Origin of the sequence: Mycobacterium sp. 663a-19 (assembly GCF_035616495.1) — a bacterium.
In the GTDB taxonomy this organism is placed as follows: Bacteria; Actinomycetota; Actinomycetes; order Mycobacteriales; family Mycobacteriaceae; genus Mycobacterium.
The window spans coordinates 185970-200642 of the sequence record NZ_JAPJAV010000011.1 but is presented as its reverse complement, the minus strand read 5'-3'; the positions used below and the strand labels follow the sequence as shown (position 1 = coordinate 200642).

Genomic DNA, 14673 nt, shown 5'->3' with positions numbered 1-14673 from the left:
CCGCTGAAGCCCTCGACGAACTACTGTCTAACCCACCCAAACCGCCCACTGTTGCATCCATCGCGTGAAAGCGCCGCCAATTTTTCGCAACGGCTTCACGCTCGGCGAAAGCTGTCAGCGGCTAGTGCGCCTGGCTGACCGACGACATGTGGAAGTCGGGGATGCGCAGCGACGGCATCGCCGCCCGGGTGGCCCAGTCGGCCCACTCGCGCGGCAGGGTCTTCTCACTGGCCCCGGCCTCGGTTGCCCGCCGCAGCAGGTCCAGCGGGCTCTCGTTGAACCGGAAGTTGTTGACGGCCGCGGTCACCTCGCCGTCTTCGATCAGGTACACGCCGTCGCGGGTCAGCCCCGTGAGCAACAGCGTGGTCGGGTCGACCACGCGCATGTACCACAGCGTGGTCAACAGCAGGCCGCGCTCCGTACCCGCGATCATGTCGGCCAGCTCGGCCGACCCGCCGGTCATCACCAGGTTGTCGGCGGCGACGGCCACCTTGGCGTCGTACTTGGCGGCGGTGGCCCGCGGGTACGCCAGCGCGTTGATCACCCCGTCGAGGATCCAGTCCACCTGGCCGATCTCCATGCCGTTGTCGAACACCGACACCGTCTCCGAGGAGCTGCTCGTCGCGACGAACGGCGTGCACGTCAGGCCCGGCGCCATCGGATCGGTGAACAGCGTCAGCGGCAGGTCGGTGAGCCGCTCCCCGATCCGGGTCCCGCCGCTGGGGGCGGAGAACGCGGTCCGGCCCTCGTGCGCGCCGCGGCCGGCCATCGACCACGCCAGGTAGATCATCATGTCGGCCACCGTCGACGGGGGCATGATCGTCTCGTACCGCCCCGCCGGCAGCTCGACGGTCCGCTGCGCCCAACCCAGCCTCGTCGACAACTGCTCGAGCAGCAGATCGGTTGGGACGTCGACGAAATCGGGGGTGCCGACCCCCGCCCAGGCGCTGGCGTCGTCGCGTTTGGCGTTGACCTCCACCGCGCCGGCGGGCTGGGTGAAGCGCCGGCGCAGCCCCGTCGACGAAGCCAAGAAAGTCGTCGAAACACTGTGGTGCGCATAGCCATACAACCGGTCACTGCCCTTGAACCCGCGGCTCAGCGATCCGGCGAGGTCGGCGAATATCTCCGGCCCGGTGCCGGCCGCCGGGGCATTCCAATCGCCGGGCACCCCGGCATCGGCGAGCAGCGGCGCGGCGTCGCCGGCCTCCGGCGCGGAGCGGGCCGCGTCCTGGGACGCCGCCACCAGCCCGGGGATCACCCGCGGATCGACCTCGGCGGAAACCATCGTGCCCACCCGCGCGCTGGTGCCTTCGCGCACAACCGAAATGACGGTCAGGCTGCGGCTGACCGAAACGCCGTTGGTGGTCATCGAATTGCCCGCCCAGCGCAACGTCGCCTCGACCCGGTCGGTGACCAGCACCATGGTCTCGTCGGCGCCGCCACGCTTGGCCGCCTCGTCCAAGACGATGTTGACGACGTGCTGCGCAGAGATCATCGGCCACCCTCGGTACGCGTGTTGAGCACGTTGACGCCGCGGAACAACGCCGACGGGCAGCCGTGGCTGACCGCGGCGATCTGCCCGGGCTGGGCCTTGCCGCAGTTGAGAGCGCCGCCCAGTCGCCAGGTGGACGGGCCGCCGACGGCTTCCATGGCATTCCAGAATTCGGTGGTGGTGGCCTGATACGCGACGTCGCGCAACTGGCCGTCGAGGCGGCCGTCGCGGATGCGGAAGAACCGCTGCCCGGTGAACTGAAAGTTGTAGCGCTGCATGTCGATCGACCACGACTTGTCGCCGACGATGTAGATGCCGTCCTCGACCCGGCCGATCAGGTCGGCGGTGCCGGTGTCGTCGGGGCCGGGCTGCAGCGACACGTTGGCCATCCGCTGGATCGGCACGTGGTGCGGCGAATCGGCGTACGAGCAGCCGTTGGAGCGCGGCTGGCCCAGCCGCGGCGCGAACGCCCGGTCGAGCTGATAGCCGACGAACACCCCGTCGCGCACCAGGTCCCAGCTTTGCGCGGCCACGCCCTCGTCGTCGTAACCGACGGTGGCCAAGCCGAATTCGACGGTGCGGTCGGCGGTCACGTTCATCACCGGCGAGCCGTAGCGCAGGGTGCCCAGCTTGTCGGGGGTGGCGAAGGAGGTGCCGGCGTAGGCGGCCTCGTAGCCGATCGCGCGGTCGTATTCGGTTGCGTGGCCGATGGATTCGTGAATGGTCAGCCACAGGTTGGTCGGGTCGATCACCAGGTCCTTGCGGCCCGGGGTCACGCTGGGCGCCTTGACCTTCTCGGCCAGCAGCGATGGCAGCTGGGCGAGCTCGTCGGTCCAGTTCCACACGTCGTCGCCGGCCACCATCTCCCAGCCGCGGCCCACCGGCGGAGCCAGCGTGCGCATCGAGTCGAAGCTGCCCGCGGCGGCGTCGACGGTCACCGCCTCCAGCGTGGGCTGCAGCCGCACCCGCTGCTGGGTGATCGACGAGCCGAAGGCATCGGCGTAGAACGTCTGCTCCTTGACCGCCGTCAAACCGGCCGACACATGGTCAATGCCCTCGGCGTCCAGCAGTCGCCCGGAGTAGTCCTCGAGCACGGCGATCTTGTCGGCGGCCGGGATGTCGAACGGATCGATCCGGTAGTCCGACACGTAGCAGGCGTCGGCGTACACCGACTCGGGCGCCAGCTCGACGCGCTCGCTGTTCAGCGTCGCCAGCGTGGTGGCCACGTGCACCGCGCGGCGCGCGGTCTCGGCGGCGACCGACGGCGCCAACTCGGCGTGCGAGGCGAATCCCCAGGTGCCGTCGACGATCACCCGCACCGCCAACCCGATCTCGCGGCTGATGACCGCGGTCTCCAGCTCGCCGTCGCGCAGTTGGATGATCTCGGTGCTGACGCGGTGAACCCGCAGGTCGGCATGGCTGGCTCCGGCCTTGGTGGCCGCCGACAGTGCGGCGTCGGCGAGTTCGTGGCGGGGCAGGTCCAGGAAGTCGGCATCGATCCCCCGGTTCGGTGTCACTAATCCAGCCTAGGTCCACCGCAACCGCCCGGCTTTAATACACCCATGGCCGACGCGCCCCGCCGACCGACTGCGCTGGGTTACGCGCTGCTGGCGCCCAGCCTGTTCGGCGTGGTCGCGTTCCTGCTGCTGCCGATTCTCGTGGTGGTCTGGCTGAGCCTGTACCGATGGGACCTGCTGGGGCCGCTGCGCTATGTGGGCCTGGCCAACTGGCGCTCGGTCTTGACCGACGCCGGCTTCGGCAACTCGCTGATCGTCACGGCCGTGTTCGTGGCGATCGTGGTTCCGGCGCAGACGGCGCTCGGGCTGCTGGCCGCCTCGATGCTGGCCCGCCGGATGCCGGGCAGCGGGCTGTTTCGCACCCTGTACGTGCTGCCGTGGATCTGCGCGCCGCTGGCCATCGCGGTGTTGTGGCGCTGGATCCTGGCCCCCACCGACGGCGCCGTCAGCACCGTGCTCGGCCACCGCATCGACTGGCTGTCGGATCCCGGACTGGCGCTGCCGCTGGTTTCGGCCGTTGTCGTCTGGACCAACGTCGGCTACGTCTCGCTGTCCTTTCTCGCCGGCCTGCTGGCCATCCCGGCGGATATCCACGCCGCTGCGCGCACCGACGGCGCCACCGCCTGGCAGCGGTTCTGGCGCATCACTTTGCCCATGCTGCGGCCGACGATGTTCTTCGTCCTGGTGACCGGGATCGTCAGCACGGCACAGGTTTTCGACACCGTCTACGCGCTGACCGGCGGCGGGCCGGGCCTCAGCACCGACCTGGTCGCCCATCGCATCTACGCCGAGGCGTTCGGCTCGGCGGCCATCGGTCGGGCATCGGTCATGGCGGTGGTGCTGTTCGTCATCCTGGTCGGCGTCACCGTCGTTCAGCACGTCTACTTCCGTCGGCGGATCAGCTATGACCTCACCTAGTCGCGTCTCCAACACCGCGATCTACGCGTGCCTGACACTGGGGGCGCTGATCACGTTGGCGCCGTTCGCGCTTGGCCTGCTGACCTCGTTCACGTCGGCTCACCAGTTCGTGACCGGCACGCCGCTGCAGTGGCCGCGGCCGCCGACGCTGTCGAACTATGCCGACCTGGCCGGGGCGGGGTTCGGTCGGGCCGCGGCGGTGACCGCGTTGATGACGGCGGTGATCCTGGTGGGCCAGCTGACGTTTTCGGTGCTGGCCGCCTACGCGTTCGCGCGGCTGCGGTTTCCCGGGCGCGACGCGCTGTTCTGGGTTTACATCGCAACGCTGATGGTGCCGGGGACCGTCACGGTGGTCCCGATGTACCTCATGATGGCTCAGCTGGGATTGCGGAACACGTTCTGGGCGTTGGTGTTGCCGTTCATGTTCGGCTCGCCCTACGCGATTTTCCTGCTGCGCGAGCACTTTCGGATCATCCCGAACGACCTGATCAACGCCGCGCGCCTCGACGGCGCCAACACGCTGGACGTGATCGTGCATGTGGTGATCCCGTCCAGCCGCCCGGTGCTGGCCGCGCTGACGCTGATCACCGTGGTCTCGCAATGGAATAACTTCATGTGGCCGTTGGTGATCACCAGTGGCCACAAGTGGCGGGTGCTCACGGTGGCGACGGCGGACCTGCAGTCGCGGTTCAACTCCCAGTGGACCCTGGTCATGGCCGCCACCACCGTCGCGATCGCGCCGCTGATCATCCTCTTCATGCTCTTCCAGCGTCACATCGTCGCGTCAATCGTCGTCTCGGGGCTCAAGTGAGACTCCGATTCTCCACGCTGGTCACCGGGGCGCTCGCGCTCGTCGCGGTGCTGCTGGCCGCGACGGCGATGCTGTTGGACTACTCCGGCGAAACCCACGGCGGCAAGGTCGTTGTGACGGTGCGGATCTGGGCCGACCAGATTGCCTCGGCATACCGGCAATCGTTCGAGGCATTCACCCGCACGCACCCAAATATCGAGGTGCACATCAACATGGTGGCCTACCCGACGTACTTCAACACCCTGCGCACCGATGTCGCCGGCGGCAGCGCCGACGACATCTTCTGGCTGTCCAACGCATACCTCGCCGGATACGCCGACAGCGGCAGGTTGCTGAACATCGGCAAGGCGCTCGGCCCCGGCGCCGCCTCGGCGTGGGAGCCCGCCGTCGTCGATCAGTTCACCCGCGGCGGGGCGCTGTGGGGTGTGCCGCAGCTGACCGACGCCGGCATCGCCGTGTTCTACAACGCCGACCTGCTCGCGGCGGCCGGCGTCGACCCCGCCCAGCTGAACAGCCTGCAATGGAACCCCGACGGCGACGACACGCTGCGGCCGCTGCTGTCGCGACTCACCATCGATGCCGACGGACATGCCGCGGGCACTTCGGGTTTCGACGCCACACGGGTGCGTCAGTGGGGCTACAACGCGGCTAACGACGCCCAGGCCATCTACCTCAACTACATCGGGTCGGCCGGCGGCGTGTTCCAGCGCGGCGACGAGTTCGCGTTCGACAACCCCGCGGCGATGAAGGCCTTCCGCTACCTGGTCGGCCTGATCAACGTCGACCACGTCGCCCCGCCGGCCTCGGACACCAACGACAACGGCGACTTTTCCCGCAACCAGTTCCTCGCCGGCAGGATGGCGCTGTTCCAGTCCGGCACCTACAACCTGGCGCCGGTGGCCCGCGACGCCCGGTTCCGCTGGGGTGTGGCGATGCTGCCGGCCGGGCCCGCCGGCCGGGTCAGCGTCACCAACGGCATTGCGGCGGCGGGCAATGCGGCGACCAAGCACCCGGATGCGGTTCGCCAGGTGCTGGCCTGGATGGGCAGCCGCGAGGGCAACGCGTACCTGGGTCGCAACGGCGCGGCCATCCCCGCGGTGGTGTCCGCGCAACCGGTCTACTTCGACTATTGGTCCGCCCGGGGCGTCGACGTCAAACCCTTCTTCTCCGTCCTGGACGGGCCGCGGATTCCGGCGCCGGGCGGCGCCGGCTTCGCCGCCGGCGACACCGCCCTGCAAAGCTATTTCGACGAAATGTTCCTGGGCCGAGGCGATGTCGCGGACACCCTGCGACGGGCGCAACAGGCGGCCAATGCCGCCGCGCGCCGATAGCGTCAGCCGGGCAGCACCACCACCGGCACCGAACTCTCGCGGATGATCTTTCCGCTGCGGGATCCGAGGAACACCCTGCGGATGTCGCCGCGCGGCGACGTGCCCAGGGCCAGGATCTCGCCGTCCTGCCAATCCGCCTTCTCCACCGCTTCGCTCCAGCTGTGGCCGGTCACCACCTCCAGCACCACGTCGTCGCCGACAACGCCCTCGGCCTTCAGGCTTTGCTGGACCTCTCGCGCCTGCGACGCCCACGCCTGCAGGACCGAATCCTCGGCGTCGAGGCCCACCTCGGGCGGATACATCGTCTTGCCGCGGACCGCGAAGGTGATCACCCGGACCGGCAGGCCCAACCGCTGGGCGAACGCTACGCACCGGCGCACCACGTCGATGGCGTCCGGGGTGGCAGCGTAGGCGCAGCTGAGTCGCGTCAATCCGCCTGCGTACGAACGATATTCGCGGGGGCTGATCGCGACCGGCACCGGCGACACGTGCAGCAGCCAGTCTGCGGTCGAGCCAATCACCACCTGGCCGCGCCCGCCGCTCGGCAGCGACCCCAACACCAGGACCTCAGCCTCGACGTCCGCGATCAGCTCGATCAATCCACCCGACACCGACCGATGCGCGCGGTGGGAGTAGGTGACCTCGAGCCCGTCGGTCAAGCCCTGCAGAAAGCCTTGGGCCTCCGCGGCCGAGTCCGCGGCCAGATGGTTCGCCCAGTGCTCGTACTCCGCGTCGACGCGGGCGAAGGACGGTGTCGGCCAAGGCTTGGGCACGATGGTCGCCACCGTCAGCGAGGTGCGAAGCGTCCGCGCGACTCGCACGGCCAGGTACAGGCCCGACAGGCCGACCTCACCGGCCCGGTAGCCGACGACGACGGTCACAACACCTCCCTCGGCTCGTCTTCGCTCTCGTTGAGCGCGCTGTGGTGGCGTCCCCAGGCAAAGTAGAAGACCAGCGCCAGCGAGACCCATCCGGTGAACGCGATCCAGGTGTACCAGTGCAGGCTGAGCAGGATGTAGCCGCACGCCAGCACCGAAAGAGCAGGCGTGACAGGGTAACCCGGCACCTTGAACCCCCGTGGCAGGTCGGGTTGGCGCACTCGCAGGATGATCACCCCGACCGATACGACGATGAACGCCGTCAGCGTGCCGATGGACACCATGTCCGCCAGCTTGTCGAGCGGCACGAAGGCCGCCAGGCCCCCCGCCGCGGTTGCGACGATCACCGTGTTGCTCACCGGGGTCAGGGTGTGCGGATTCACGGTGGCGAATCGCGAAGGAAGCAGGCCGTCACGGCCCATGGCGAACAGGATGCGGGTCTGGCCGTACATGGACACGAGCGTGACGGAGAAGATGGAGATCACGGCGCCGGCGGCCAGTATCGTGCTGGCCCACCTGCCGTGCGTGACGTTGTCGAGGATGGTGGCCAGGCCCGCTTCCTGCTGGCCGGCGAAATCCCGCCACGACTGGGTGCCGAGCGCCGCCACCGCGACAAGGACGTACACCGTGGTGACGGTCGCCAGCGCCGCGATTATGGCGCGCGGCATGGTCTTCTGCGGATCCTTCACCTCGTCGCCCGCCGTCGACACCGCGTCGAGGCCGATGTACGAGAAGAAGATGGTGCCCGCCGCCGAGCCGATGCCGGCGACGCCGAAGGGGGCGAAGTCCTGCAGCCGGCCGGCGTCGAAGGCCGTGAACGCGAGGAGCACGAACATGATCAGGACGCCGAGCTTGGTCAGCACCATCACCGTGTTGACCCTGGCCGATTCGCTGGCACCCCGGATCAGCAGCAGCGCGCACATCACGATCAGGATGACCGCCGGCACGTTCACATAGCCCGGTTGCGAGTCCCACGGTGCCGCCGACAAGCCATGCGGCAGTTGGAATCCGAACACATTGCTCAGCAGCTTGTTGAGGTAGCCGCTCCAGGTGACCGAGACCGCCGCGGTGGACACCCCGTATTCCAGCAGCAGGCACGCCGCCACGCCCATCGCGACGACCTCCCCGAGCGTGGTGTACGCATAGGAATACGCCGAGCCCGAAACCGGCACGGCGGCGGCCAATTCCGCGTAGCAGATGGCCGCGAGCCCCGCCGCGATCCCCGCGATGAGGAACGAGACGATCACTCCGGGGCCGGCTTCGGGCACCGCCTGCGACATGACGAAGAAGATTCCGGTGCCGATCGTCGAGCCGACGCCGAACATGGTCAGCTGAAACGTGCCGAGGCTGCGCTTGAGGTGGTCCGCGGCCCCGCGTGCGGCGTGAGCGCCGACGACGGGACGACGCCGCAGCATCTGCGCTGTCAGGCTGATCGACGTGGCAGGCAATTGCCCCTCCTGTTGCCGGATCAGCTGATTATGAGGCAGCCTCCCGCAACGCCAAAGCAAACTGGTCAACCGCCCAGTCGATCTCCCGCTCGGTGATCACCAGGGGCGGCGCGAACCGCAGCGTCGAGCCGTGGGTGTCCTTGACCAGCACGCCGCGCTCGGCCAGTCGCAAACTCATCTCCCTGCCGCTGGCCAGCGCCGGTTGGATGTCGACGCCGGCCCACAATCCGATGCCGCGCACCGCGACGACGCCGTCGCCGATCAGTTCGTGCAGGCGCCGGTGCAGGTGAGCGCCGAGGTCGGCGGAGCGCGCCTGATATACGCCCGACGCCAGCAACGAAACCACGGTGGTGCCGATCGCGGCGGCCAGCGGGTTACCACCGAACGTCGAGCCGTGTTCGCCCGGGTGCAGAACGCCGAGGATTTCCCGGTCCGCGACCACCGCCGACAGCGCGACCACGCCGCCGCCCAGCGCCTTGCCGAGCAGATAGACATCCGGCGCGACGCCCCAGCGGTCGCAGGCGAACGTGTAACCCGTGCGGGCCAGCCCCGACTGGATCTCGTCGGCGATCATCAGCACGTTGCGCCGGCTGCACAGCGCGCGGACGGCCGGGAGGTAGTCGTCGGGCGGGACGATGATGCCCGCCTCGCCCTGGATCGGCTCGAGCAGCACCGCGACGGTGTTGTCGTCGATGGCCTCCGCCAGTGCCTTGGCGTCGCCGAACGGCACGGAACGGAATCCCGGCGTGAACGGCCCGAAGCCGCCGCGCGCCGTCGGATCGGACGAGAAGCTCACGATGCTGATCGTTCGGCCGTGGAAGTTGTTGTCGGCCACGATGATGTTGGCGCGGCCCTCGGGAACGCCCTTGACGTCGGCGCCCCACTTGCGGGCCACTTTGAGGCCGCTCTCGACGGCCTCGGCGCCCGAGTTCATCGGCAGCACCATGTCCTTGCCGCACAGCCGGGCCAGGGCGGCGCAGAACCGTCCCAGGTTGTCGGAGTGGAACGCGCGGCTGACCAGCGTGACGGTGTCGAGTTGGGCGTGGGCCGTCGCGGTGATCTCGGGATTGCGGTGGCCGAAGTTGACCGCGGAATAGGCGGCCAGGCAGTCCAGGTAGCGCCGGCCCTCGACGTCGGTGATCCACGCGCCCTCGGCGCTGGCCACCACCACGGGCAGCGGCGAATAGTTGTGTGCGGCATACCTTTCCGCCAGGGCGATCGCGGTCTCGGTCTCGTTCGCGCCGACGCCTGGGACATCGAGGAGCGTCATGGGAACACCTCCAATGTGCAGCACTTGACCGAACCGCCGCCCTTGAGCAGCTCCGACAGGTCGACGCTGACCGGGTCGAAGCCGGCTTCGCGCAGCTGCGCGGCGAAACCCGTTGCGGCGGAGGGAAGCACGACGTGCAGGCCGTCGGAGACGACGTTCAGCCCGAGGACGAACGCGTCAGCGCTGCCCACCACGATGGCGTCCGGGAACAGCGCGCGCAGCTGCTCCTGCGCCGCCGCGCTGAACGCCGGCGGATGGAAGGCGATCGTGTGGTCGTCGAGGACGGCGAGCGCGGTGTCGAGGTGATAGAACCGCGGATCGACCAGCTCCAGGGACACGACCGGCACGCCCAGCGCGGCCGAGATCTCGTCGTGCGCGCGCCGGTCGGTGCGAAAGCCGTAGCCCGCCAACACCATGTCACCGACCTTGAGCAGGTCGCCCTGACCCTCGTTGACGTGCCGGGTGGTCACCGGCCGATAGCCCATCGACGACATCCACGCGGCGTACGCCCTCGACTCGCCGGTGCGCTGGGCGAACCGGAACCGGGCGACGATGGCCACGTCGCCGGCGATGAACCCGCCGTTGGCGGCGTAGACCATGTCCGGCAGCCCGGGCACGGGTTCGATCAGATCGACGTGGTGGCCCAGCCGTCGGTAGGTCCGGTACAGGGCCCGCCACTGCGCCAGCGCGAGGCCGGCATCGACCGGTGCGGTGACGTCCATCCAGGGATTGATCGCGTACTCGACGGCGAAAAACGCCGGCGGCGTCATGGCGTAGCGGCGGGTGCGGGCCGCGCGGACCGTGCGGCCGGGCGTGGCCGGCGTGGCGACCGGCGTCGGCTCGGCGAGGTAGAAGTCCGTCATAAATCAACGATATTTTCGCCGTTGAAGCCTGGCAAACGACGATTCTTGCGTGTCTAGCCACGATCTGTTGCGCTAGAATTCGCACAGTGGCGATTTATTGTGCGCAGGCCTGAGGGGCTCCATGGAACGGCTGGACGAGACCGACGACCGCATCCTCGCCGAGCTGACCGAGAATGCGCGGGCGACCTTCGCCGAGATCGGGCAGAAGGTGAATTTGTCGGCGCCGGCGGTGAAGCGCCGCGTCGACCGGATGCTGGACAGCGGCGTCATCAAAGGGTTCACCACGATCGTCGATCGCAATGCGCTGGGCTGGAACACCGAGGCGTTCGTCCAGGTGTTCTGCCACGGCACGATCGCGCCCGATCAGCTGCGCGCGGCCTGGGTCGACATGCCCGAGGTGGTCAGCGCGGCGACGGTGACCGGGACGTCGGACGCGATCCTGCACGTGCTGGCCCGCGACATGCGGCACCTGGAGGCCGCGCTCGAGCGCATCCGGTCGAGCGCCGACATCGAACGCAGCGAAAGCATCGTCGTGCTGTCCAACCTCATCGACCGGATCCGGTCCTGAGATCGGCGCTGCCGTCGTCGGCCGACGAGATACGTTGAATGTCAGCCACTTTCGCGCTCAGAACGGCGGAGGCAGGATCGTCTCGAGCGCCACCGCCGCCCCGCTGGCCGCAATGGTGATCGCGATCGTCACCCAGTCGGCCAGCTTCGGGCGCGCCGGATTGGCCGACAGCTGACCCGTGCCGCCGCGAGCCGTGATCGCGTCGCCCATCTCGTCACCGCGGCGCAGGGTCACGGTGATGGCGGCGGCCATCAGGTCGATCAGCTCCATGGCGTGCCGCCGGCGACGGGCCTTGCGGCTCTTCGGTATCCGTTTCGGTCGCAGCCTGCGGGCGGCGTGCAGCACCTGGAATTCGTCGATCAGCATCGGAAACGCCCGCAGCGCGAGCGCCAAGGCCACCGCCCATTCGTCGACCGGGATCCGGAATATGCGCAGCGGCCGGCCCAATTTCGCCAGGGCGGGCCCTATTTCGGCGACGTTGGTGGTCCACGACACCAGCGCCCCCAGCCCGAGCAACACGATCGACAGCGCGGTTATCCGCAGGAAGTGCAGCGCTCCGCCGAGCCCGATCTCCAGCCCGGCCACTGGGATGTTCGGCCGACCACCCGACAGCGCGGCCGAGAAGAAGCCAAGCGCGAGAACGATCCACAGCCACCGCGGTATCGACGGCAGCACGCCCCGTGGAATGTGTGCGATCCTGATCGCCGCGAATACCAGGGCCGCTGCCAGCCCGATCGTCACCCACCCCGGGTAGAACGTCAGCAGCACCGAAAAACCGAAAACGACCAGCAGTTTGGTCCCCGCCCACAGGTCGTGGATCGCCGACCGTCCGGGCACCGGGACCAGCAGCACGACGGGGCGAGACGGGCGACGGGTCGCGCCGTCCGCCGTGACCGCCGTCGACGTTGTGGTCACGTCATGCCTCCCGCCGCGATCGACATCGGCTCCACGGTGCCGTTACGCAGATGCAGGATGCGCGGGCACAGTTCCTCCAGCCCGGCGAAGTCATGTGAAATCACCACCACCGTCAGGCCCCGCTCGCGACGCAGGTCCTCCAGCAACCGCAGCAGGCCACGCTGGCTGGCGGCATCCAACCCCGCGAGCGGTTCGTCGAGGATGAGCGCGCGGGGCGAGCACGCCAGCAGCCCGGCCAGCACCACACGGCGCATCTGGCCGCCGCTGAGCTGGTCGATGCGCCGCTTGGCCAGGGCGGGATCCAGCCCGACGACACCCAGTGCCGCGGCGACCCGATCCCTGTCGCGGTGCGAAAAGCCCGCTGCGGAGGCAACTTCCAGGTCGACCCGGCTGCGCATCAGCTGCAGCCGTGCCGCCTGAAACGACAACGCCACCGCGCCGACCTGCTCATGGGTGGGCCGGCCGTCCATCAGGCAGGCGCCGGACGTGGGAATGGTCAGTCCGGCCATGATCCACGCCAGCGTCGACTTGCCCGAGCCGTTGCCGCCGTGGATGAGCACACCGTCGCCTTGCTCCACCACGAAGTTGACGTCGTGCAGCGCGGTCTTGGCCCACGGCGTGCCGCTGCCGTATTCGTGGCCGACGCCGACGAGTTCGATCACCGGCGTGTGCTGCCGGAAATCCACGGGGACGGTCGGCGCCGGCGCGGCCGACGTCTCGACCATGCACGTGTTGTCCGGTGAATCGCTGAGATCGATGGTGCGGTCCGCGGAGTCGGCCTCGTTGTTGTAGTGCGTGATGTGCACCAGGGCGGTCCGGTGTCGTTTGGTCAGACCGGAGAGCACGCCCAACAACGCGTCGCGGCCCCGCTGGTCGACCATGGTCGTGACCTCGTCGGCGATGAGCAGCGCGGGCTCGCGGGCCAGCGCCGCGGCAAGCGCGAGGCGCTGCAGTTCACCCCCGGACAGGCTTCCGGTGTCGCGCTCGGCGAGCGCCTCGAGGCCCACCTCGCGCAGCAGCCCGGCCACGTCGATCTCGGTACCCGGTGGCAATCCCCAGACCACGTCGTCGGCCACCCGGGTGCCCAGGACCTGACTTTCGGGGTGTTGCAAGACCAGGGCCGTGCCGCCCAGCTCGCCCAGGCCCACCGAGCCCGGCCGCTGCACGCTGCCCGACGTCGGTTGGCGGCCGGCCAAGATCAGCATCAACGTGGTCTTGCCCGAGCCGTTGGCTCCGACGATCGCTACGTGTTCGCCGACTTGGAGATCCAGGCTGGTCTCGCGCAGCGCGTCCTGGTTGGCGCCGGGGTAACGGAAGCGCACCTTGTCCAACCGCACCGGAACCGGGCCGACCGGGGCCTCGTCGTCGTGACTTCCCTTCCAAATGTCCAGCTTGTGCACGTCGGGGATGCCGCGCAGGCGCTCCAGCAGGCGCGACAACGCCCACCAACCGATCAGCGACACGGCCGTGATCCCGAGGGTGTAATAGGCCAGCGTCCACCACTGCCAGTAGCGCAGTGACCAGGAGCAGAACCGGGTCAGGTCGGCGCCGAGTCCCTGCATGTGCACCCGACCCAGGAACGCGGCGAACCCGTTCACGTCGGCGGTGATCGCGTCGAAAATCAGGTGACGCAGCCGGGTCATCACGGTCAGCGCGCCGACCGACATGGCGCCGAAGGCGAGCCCCGCGATCGGGGACCAGACCATCACCGCCAACGTGCCCCAACGCTTGCGCATGACGAATCCGGTCAGCCCGCCGACGTAGGCGCAGTGGACGACGGTCATCAGACCGCCCATCCCGGCGATCAGGAAGGCGATCATGCCGGCGGCAACCGTCGCCGCGAGCAAAACCCGCAGCCGGTAGCGGTAGGCCAGCAGCCCGGTGGGCACGGTGCCCAGCAACGCCAACCCCGCCGCAAACGGGATGACGATGGAGATGATCGCGATGACCGCACACAGCGCGCCCATCACCGAGGCCTGTGCCAATTCGACCGGACGCAGCGGACCGCCCCGACGGCGTGGTCTCGGAACGGTCACCCTAACGATTCTGCCAGGCCGCGGCGCCAAGTCCCCGCAGCACACTTGGTGATCTGGGATTCCGCGTCACGGCGTCCGCAACTCGTCTCGCTTAGCAAAGCTATGCAACCATGTAGGTATGAATGCATCCGCCGCCAACCACACCGATGTCGTTGACGCAGCGAACTCCGATCCCCAGCCCGGCCTGGGAGCAGACCTTCTCGCCGTCGTCGCGCGGCTCAATCGGCTGGCCACCCAACGCATCCAGATGCCGTTGCCCGCCGCGCAGGCCCGGCTGCTGGCCACCATCGATGCCCATGGCGAAGCCCGCATCGGCGATCTGGCCGCCGTCGATCACTGCTCGCAGCCGACGATGACCACGCAGGTGCGACGGCTCGAGGATGCCGGCCTGGTCACCCGGACCGTCGACCCCGGCGACGCGCGGGCGGTCCGCATCCGCATCACCGAGGAGGGGATGCGCACCCTCAACGCCGTGCGGGCCGACCGCGCCGCCGCGATCGAACCGCAACTGGCCCTGCTCGAGCCGTCGGACCGCAGGGTGCTGGCCGACGCGGTCGGCGTGCTGCGCCGGCTGCTCGACAACGCCGCGGTCGCGCCGCGTCGCCAGACGCAGTGATCTCGGCCCG

At 68.9% G+C, this 14673-nt stretch carries 13 protein-coding genes; 5 read left to right on the top strand and 8 right to left on the bottom strand.

All coding sequences use genetic code 11. The annotated features are described in order from the left end of the window. Positions 1–121: 121 nt before the first annotated feature. Together OQ968_RS19800 and OQ968_RS19795 are read right to left on the bottom strand one after the other, a co-directional pair. Positions 122–1495: a metallopeptidase TldD-related protein gene (locus tag OQ968_RS19800; RefSeq protein WP_324680964.1), complete on the bottom strand. Its 1374-nt coding sequence runs from the start codon at positions 1493–1495 to the stop codon at positions 122–124. After that, positions 1492–3009 carry a TldD/PmbA family protein gene (locus OQ968_RS19795; protein ID WP_324680963.1) on the bottom strand — a complete coding sequence of 506 codons (1518 nt, stop codon included), beginning with the start codon at positions 3007–3009 and terminating at the stop codon, positions 1492–1494. Before OQ968_RS19795 ends, OQ968_RS19800 begins: the two co-directional genes overlap by 4 nt. A 45-nt stretch (positions 3010–3054) precedes the next feature. Between OQ968_RS19795 and OQ968_RS19790 the strand changes: the two genes are divergently transcribed. The 3 genes from OQ968_RS19790 to OQ968_RS19780 are packed head-to-tail and all read left to right on the top strand — an operon-like array spanning position 3055 to position 6069. Next, on the top strand, positions 3055–3927 hold the full coding sequence (locus OQ968_RS19790; protein WP_324680962.1) for a sugar ABC transporter permease: 873 nt from the start codon (positions 3055–3057) through the stop codon (positions 3925–3927). Further along, positions 3914–4738: a carbohydrate ABC transporter permease gene (locus OQ968_RS19785; RefSeq protein ID WP_324680961.1), complete on the top strand. Its 825-nt coding sequence runs from the start codon at positions 3914–3916 to the stop codon at positions 4736–4738. Before OQ968_RS19790 ends, OQ968_RS19785 begins: the two co-directional genes overlap by 14 nt. After that, positions 4735–6069 carry an extracellular solute-binding protein gene (locus OQ968_RS19780; RefSeq protein ID WP_324680960.1) on the top strand — a complete coding sequence of 445 codons (1335 nt, stop codon included), beginning with the start codon at positions 4735–4737 and terminating at the stop codon, positions 6067–6069. The genes OQ968_RS19785 and OQ968_RS19780 overlap by 4 nt, the downstream gene beginning before the upstream one ends. Before the next feature lie 2 nt (positions 6070–6071). On the opposite strand, the gene OQ968_RS19775 is transcribed toward OQ968_RS19780, so the two are convergent. From OQ968_RS19775 to ddaH, 4 genes are read right to left on the bottom strand one after another with little or no spacing between them, the layout of a single operon-like run. Beyond that, entirely contained in the window at positions 6072–6950 is an 879-nt protein-coding gene (locus OQ968_RS19775) for a universal stress protein (RefSeq protein ID WP_324680959.1), read from the bottom strand. Further along, positions 6947–8395 carry an amino acid permease gene (locus OQ968_RS19770; RefSeq protein ID WP_324680958.1) on the bottom strand — a complete coding sequence of 483 codons (1449 nt, stop codon included), beginning with the start codon at positions 8393–8395 and terminating at the stop codon, positions 6947–6949. The genes OQ968_RS19775 and OQ968_RS19770 overlap by 4 nt, the downstream gene beginning before the upstream one ends. Positions 8396–8423: 28 nt before the next feature. Further along, entirely contained in the window at positions 8424–9665 is a 1242-nt protein-coding gene (gene rocD / locus OQ968_RS19765) for an ornithine--oxo-acid transaminase (RefSeq protein ID WP_324680957.1), read from the bottom strand. Beyond that, complete coding sequence (gene ddaH / locus OQ968_RS19760) at positions 9662–10528, bottom strand: dimethylargininase (RefSeq protein ID WP_324680956.1); 867 nt, start codon at positions 10526–10528, stop codon at positions 9662–9664. Before ddaH ends, rocD begins: the two co-directional genes overlap by 4 nt. A gap of 121 nt (positions 10529–10649) precedes the next feature. On the opposite strand from ddaH, the gene OQ968_RS19755 reads away from it, so the two are divergent. After that, positions 10650–11096 (top strand): Lrp/AsnC family transcriptional regulator, encoded by a 447-nt coding sequence (locus OQ968_RS19755; RefSeq protein ID WP_324680955.1) that lies wholly within the window; start codon positions 10650–10652, stop codon positions 11094–11096. Between the two features lie 57 nt (positions 11097–11153). On the opposite strand, the gene OQ968_RS19750 is transcribed toward OQ968_RS19755, so the two are convergent. Beyond that, positions 11154–12011 carry an energy-coupling factor transporter transmembrane protein EcfT gene (locus OQ968_RS19750; RefSeq protein WP_324680954.1) on the bottom strand — a complete coding sequence of 286 codons (858 nt, stop codon included), beginning with the start codon at positions 12009–12011 and terminating at the stop codon, positions 11154–11156. Next, positions 12008–13978: a DUF2232 domain-containing protein gene (locus OQ968_RS19745; protein WP_324680977.1), complete on the bottom strand. Its 1971-nt coding sequence runs from the start codon at positions 13976–13978 to the stop codon at positions 12008–12010. The genes OQ968_RS19750 and OQ968_RS19745 overlap by 4 nt, the downstream gene beginning before the upstream one ends. Positions 13979–14165: 187 nt before the next feature. Here OQ968_RS19745 and OQ968_RS19740 point away from each other — a divergent pair, with 187 nt between their 5' ends. Continuing rightward, entirely contained in the window at positions 14166–14663 is a 498-nt protein-coding gene (locus tag OQ968_RS19740) for a MarR family winged helix-turn-helix transcriptional regulator (protein ID WP_324680953.1), read from the top strand. Positions 14664–14673 lie beyond the last annotated feature (10 nt).

What these genes read in the sequence shown, in the direction of transcription:
- OQ968_RS19800 (WP_324680964.1), bottom strand. Translation starts at nt 1,495, where the DNA reads ATGATCTCTGCGCAGCACGTCGTCAACATCGTCTTGGACGAGGCGGCC.
- OQ968_RS19790 (WP_324680962.1), top strand. Translation starts at nt 3,055, where the DNA reads ATGGCCGACGCGCCCCGCCGACCGACTGCGCTGGGTTACGCGCTGCTG.
- OQ968_RS19785 (WP_324680961.1), top strand. Translation starts at nt 3,914, where the DNA reads ATGACCTCACCTAGTCGCGTCTCCAACACCGCGATCTACGCGTGCCTG.
- rocD (WP_324680957.1), bottom strand. Translation starts at nt 9,665, where the DNA reads ATGACGCTCCTCGATGTCCCAGGCGTCGGCGCGAACGAGACCGAGACC.
- ddaH (WP_324680956.1), bottom strand. Translation starts at nt 10,528, where the DNA reads ATGACGGACTTCTACCTCGCCGAGCCGACGCCGGTCGCCACGCCGGCC.
- OQ968_RS19755 (WP_324680955.1), top strand. Translation starts at nt 10,650, where the DNA reads ATGGAACGGCTGGACGAGACCGACGACCGCATCCTCGCCGAGCTGACC.
- OQ968_RS19745 (WP_324680977.1), bottom strand. Translation starts at nt 13,978, where the DNA reads ATGGGCGCGCTGTGTGCGGTCATCGCGATCATCTCCATCGTCATCCCG.
- OQ968_RS19740 (WP_324680953.1), top strand. Translation starts at nt 14,166, where the DNA reads ATGAATGCATCCGCCGCCAACCACACCGATGTCGTTGACGCAGCGAAC.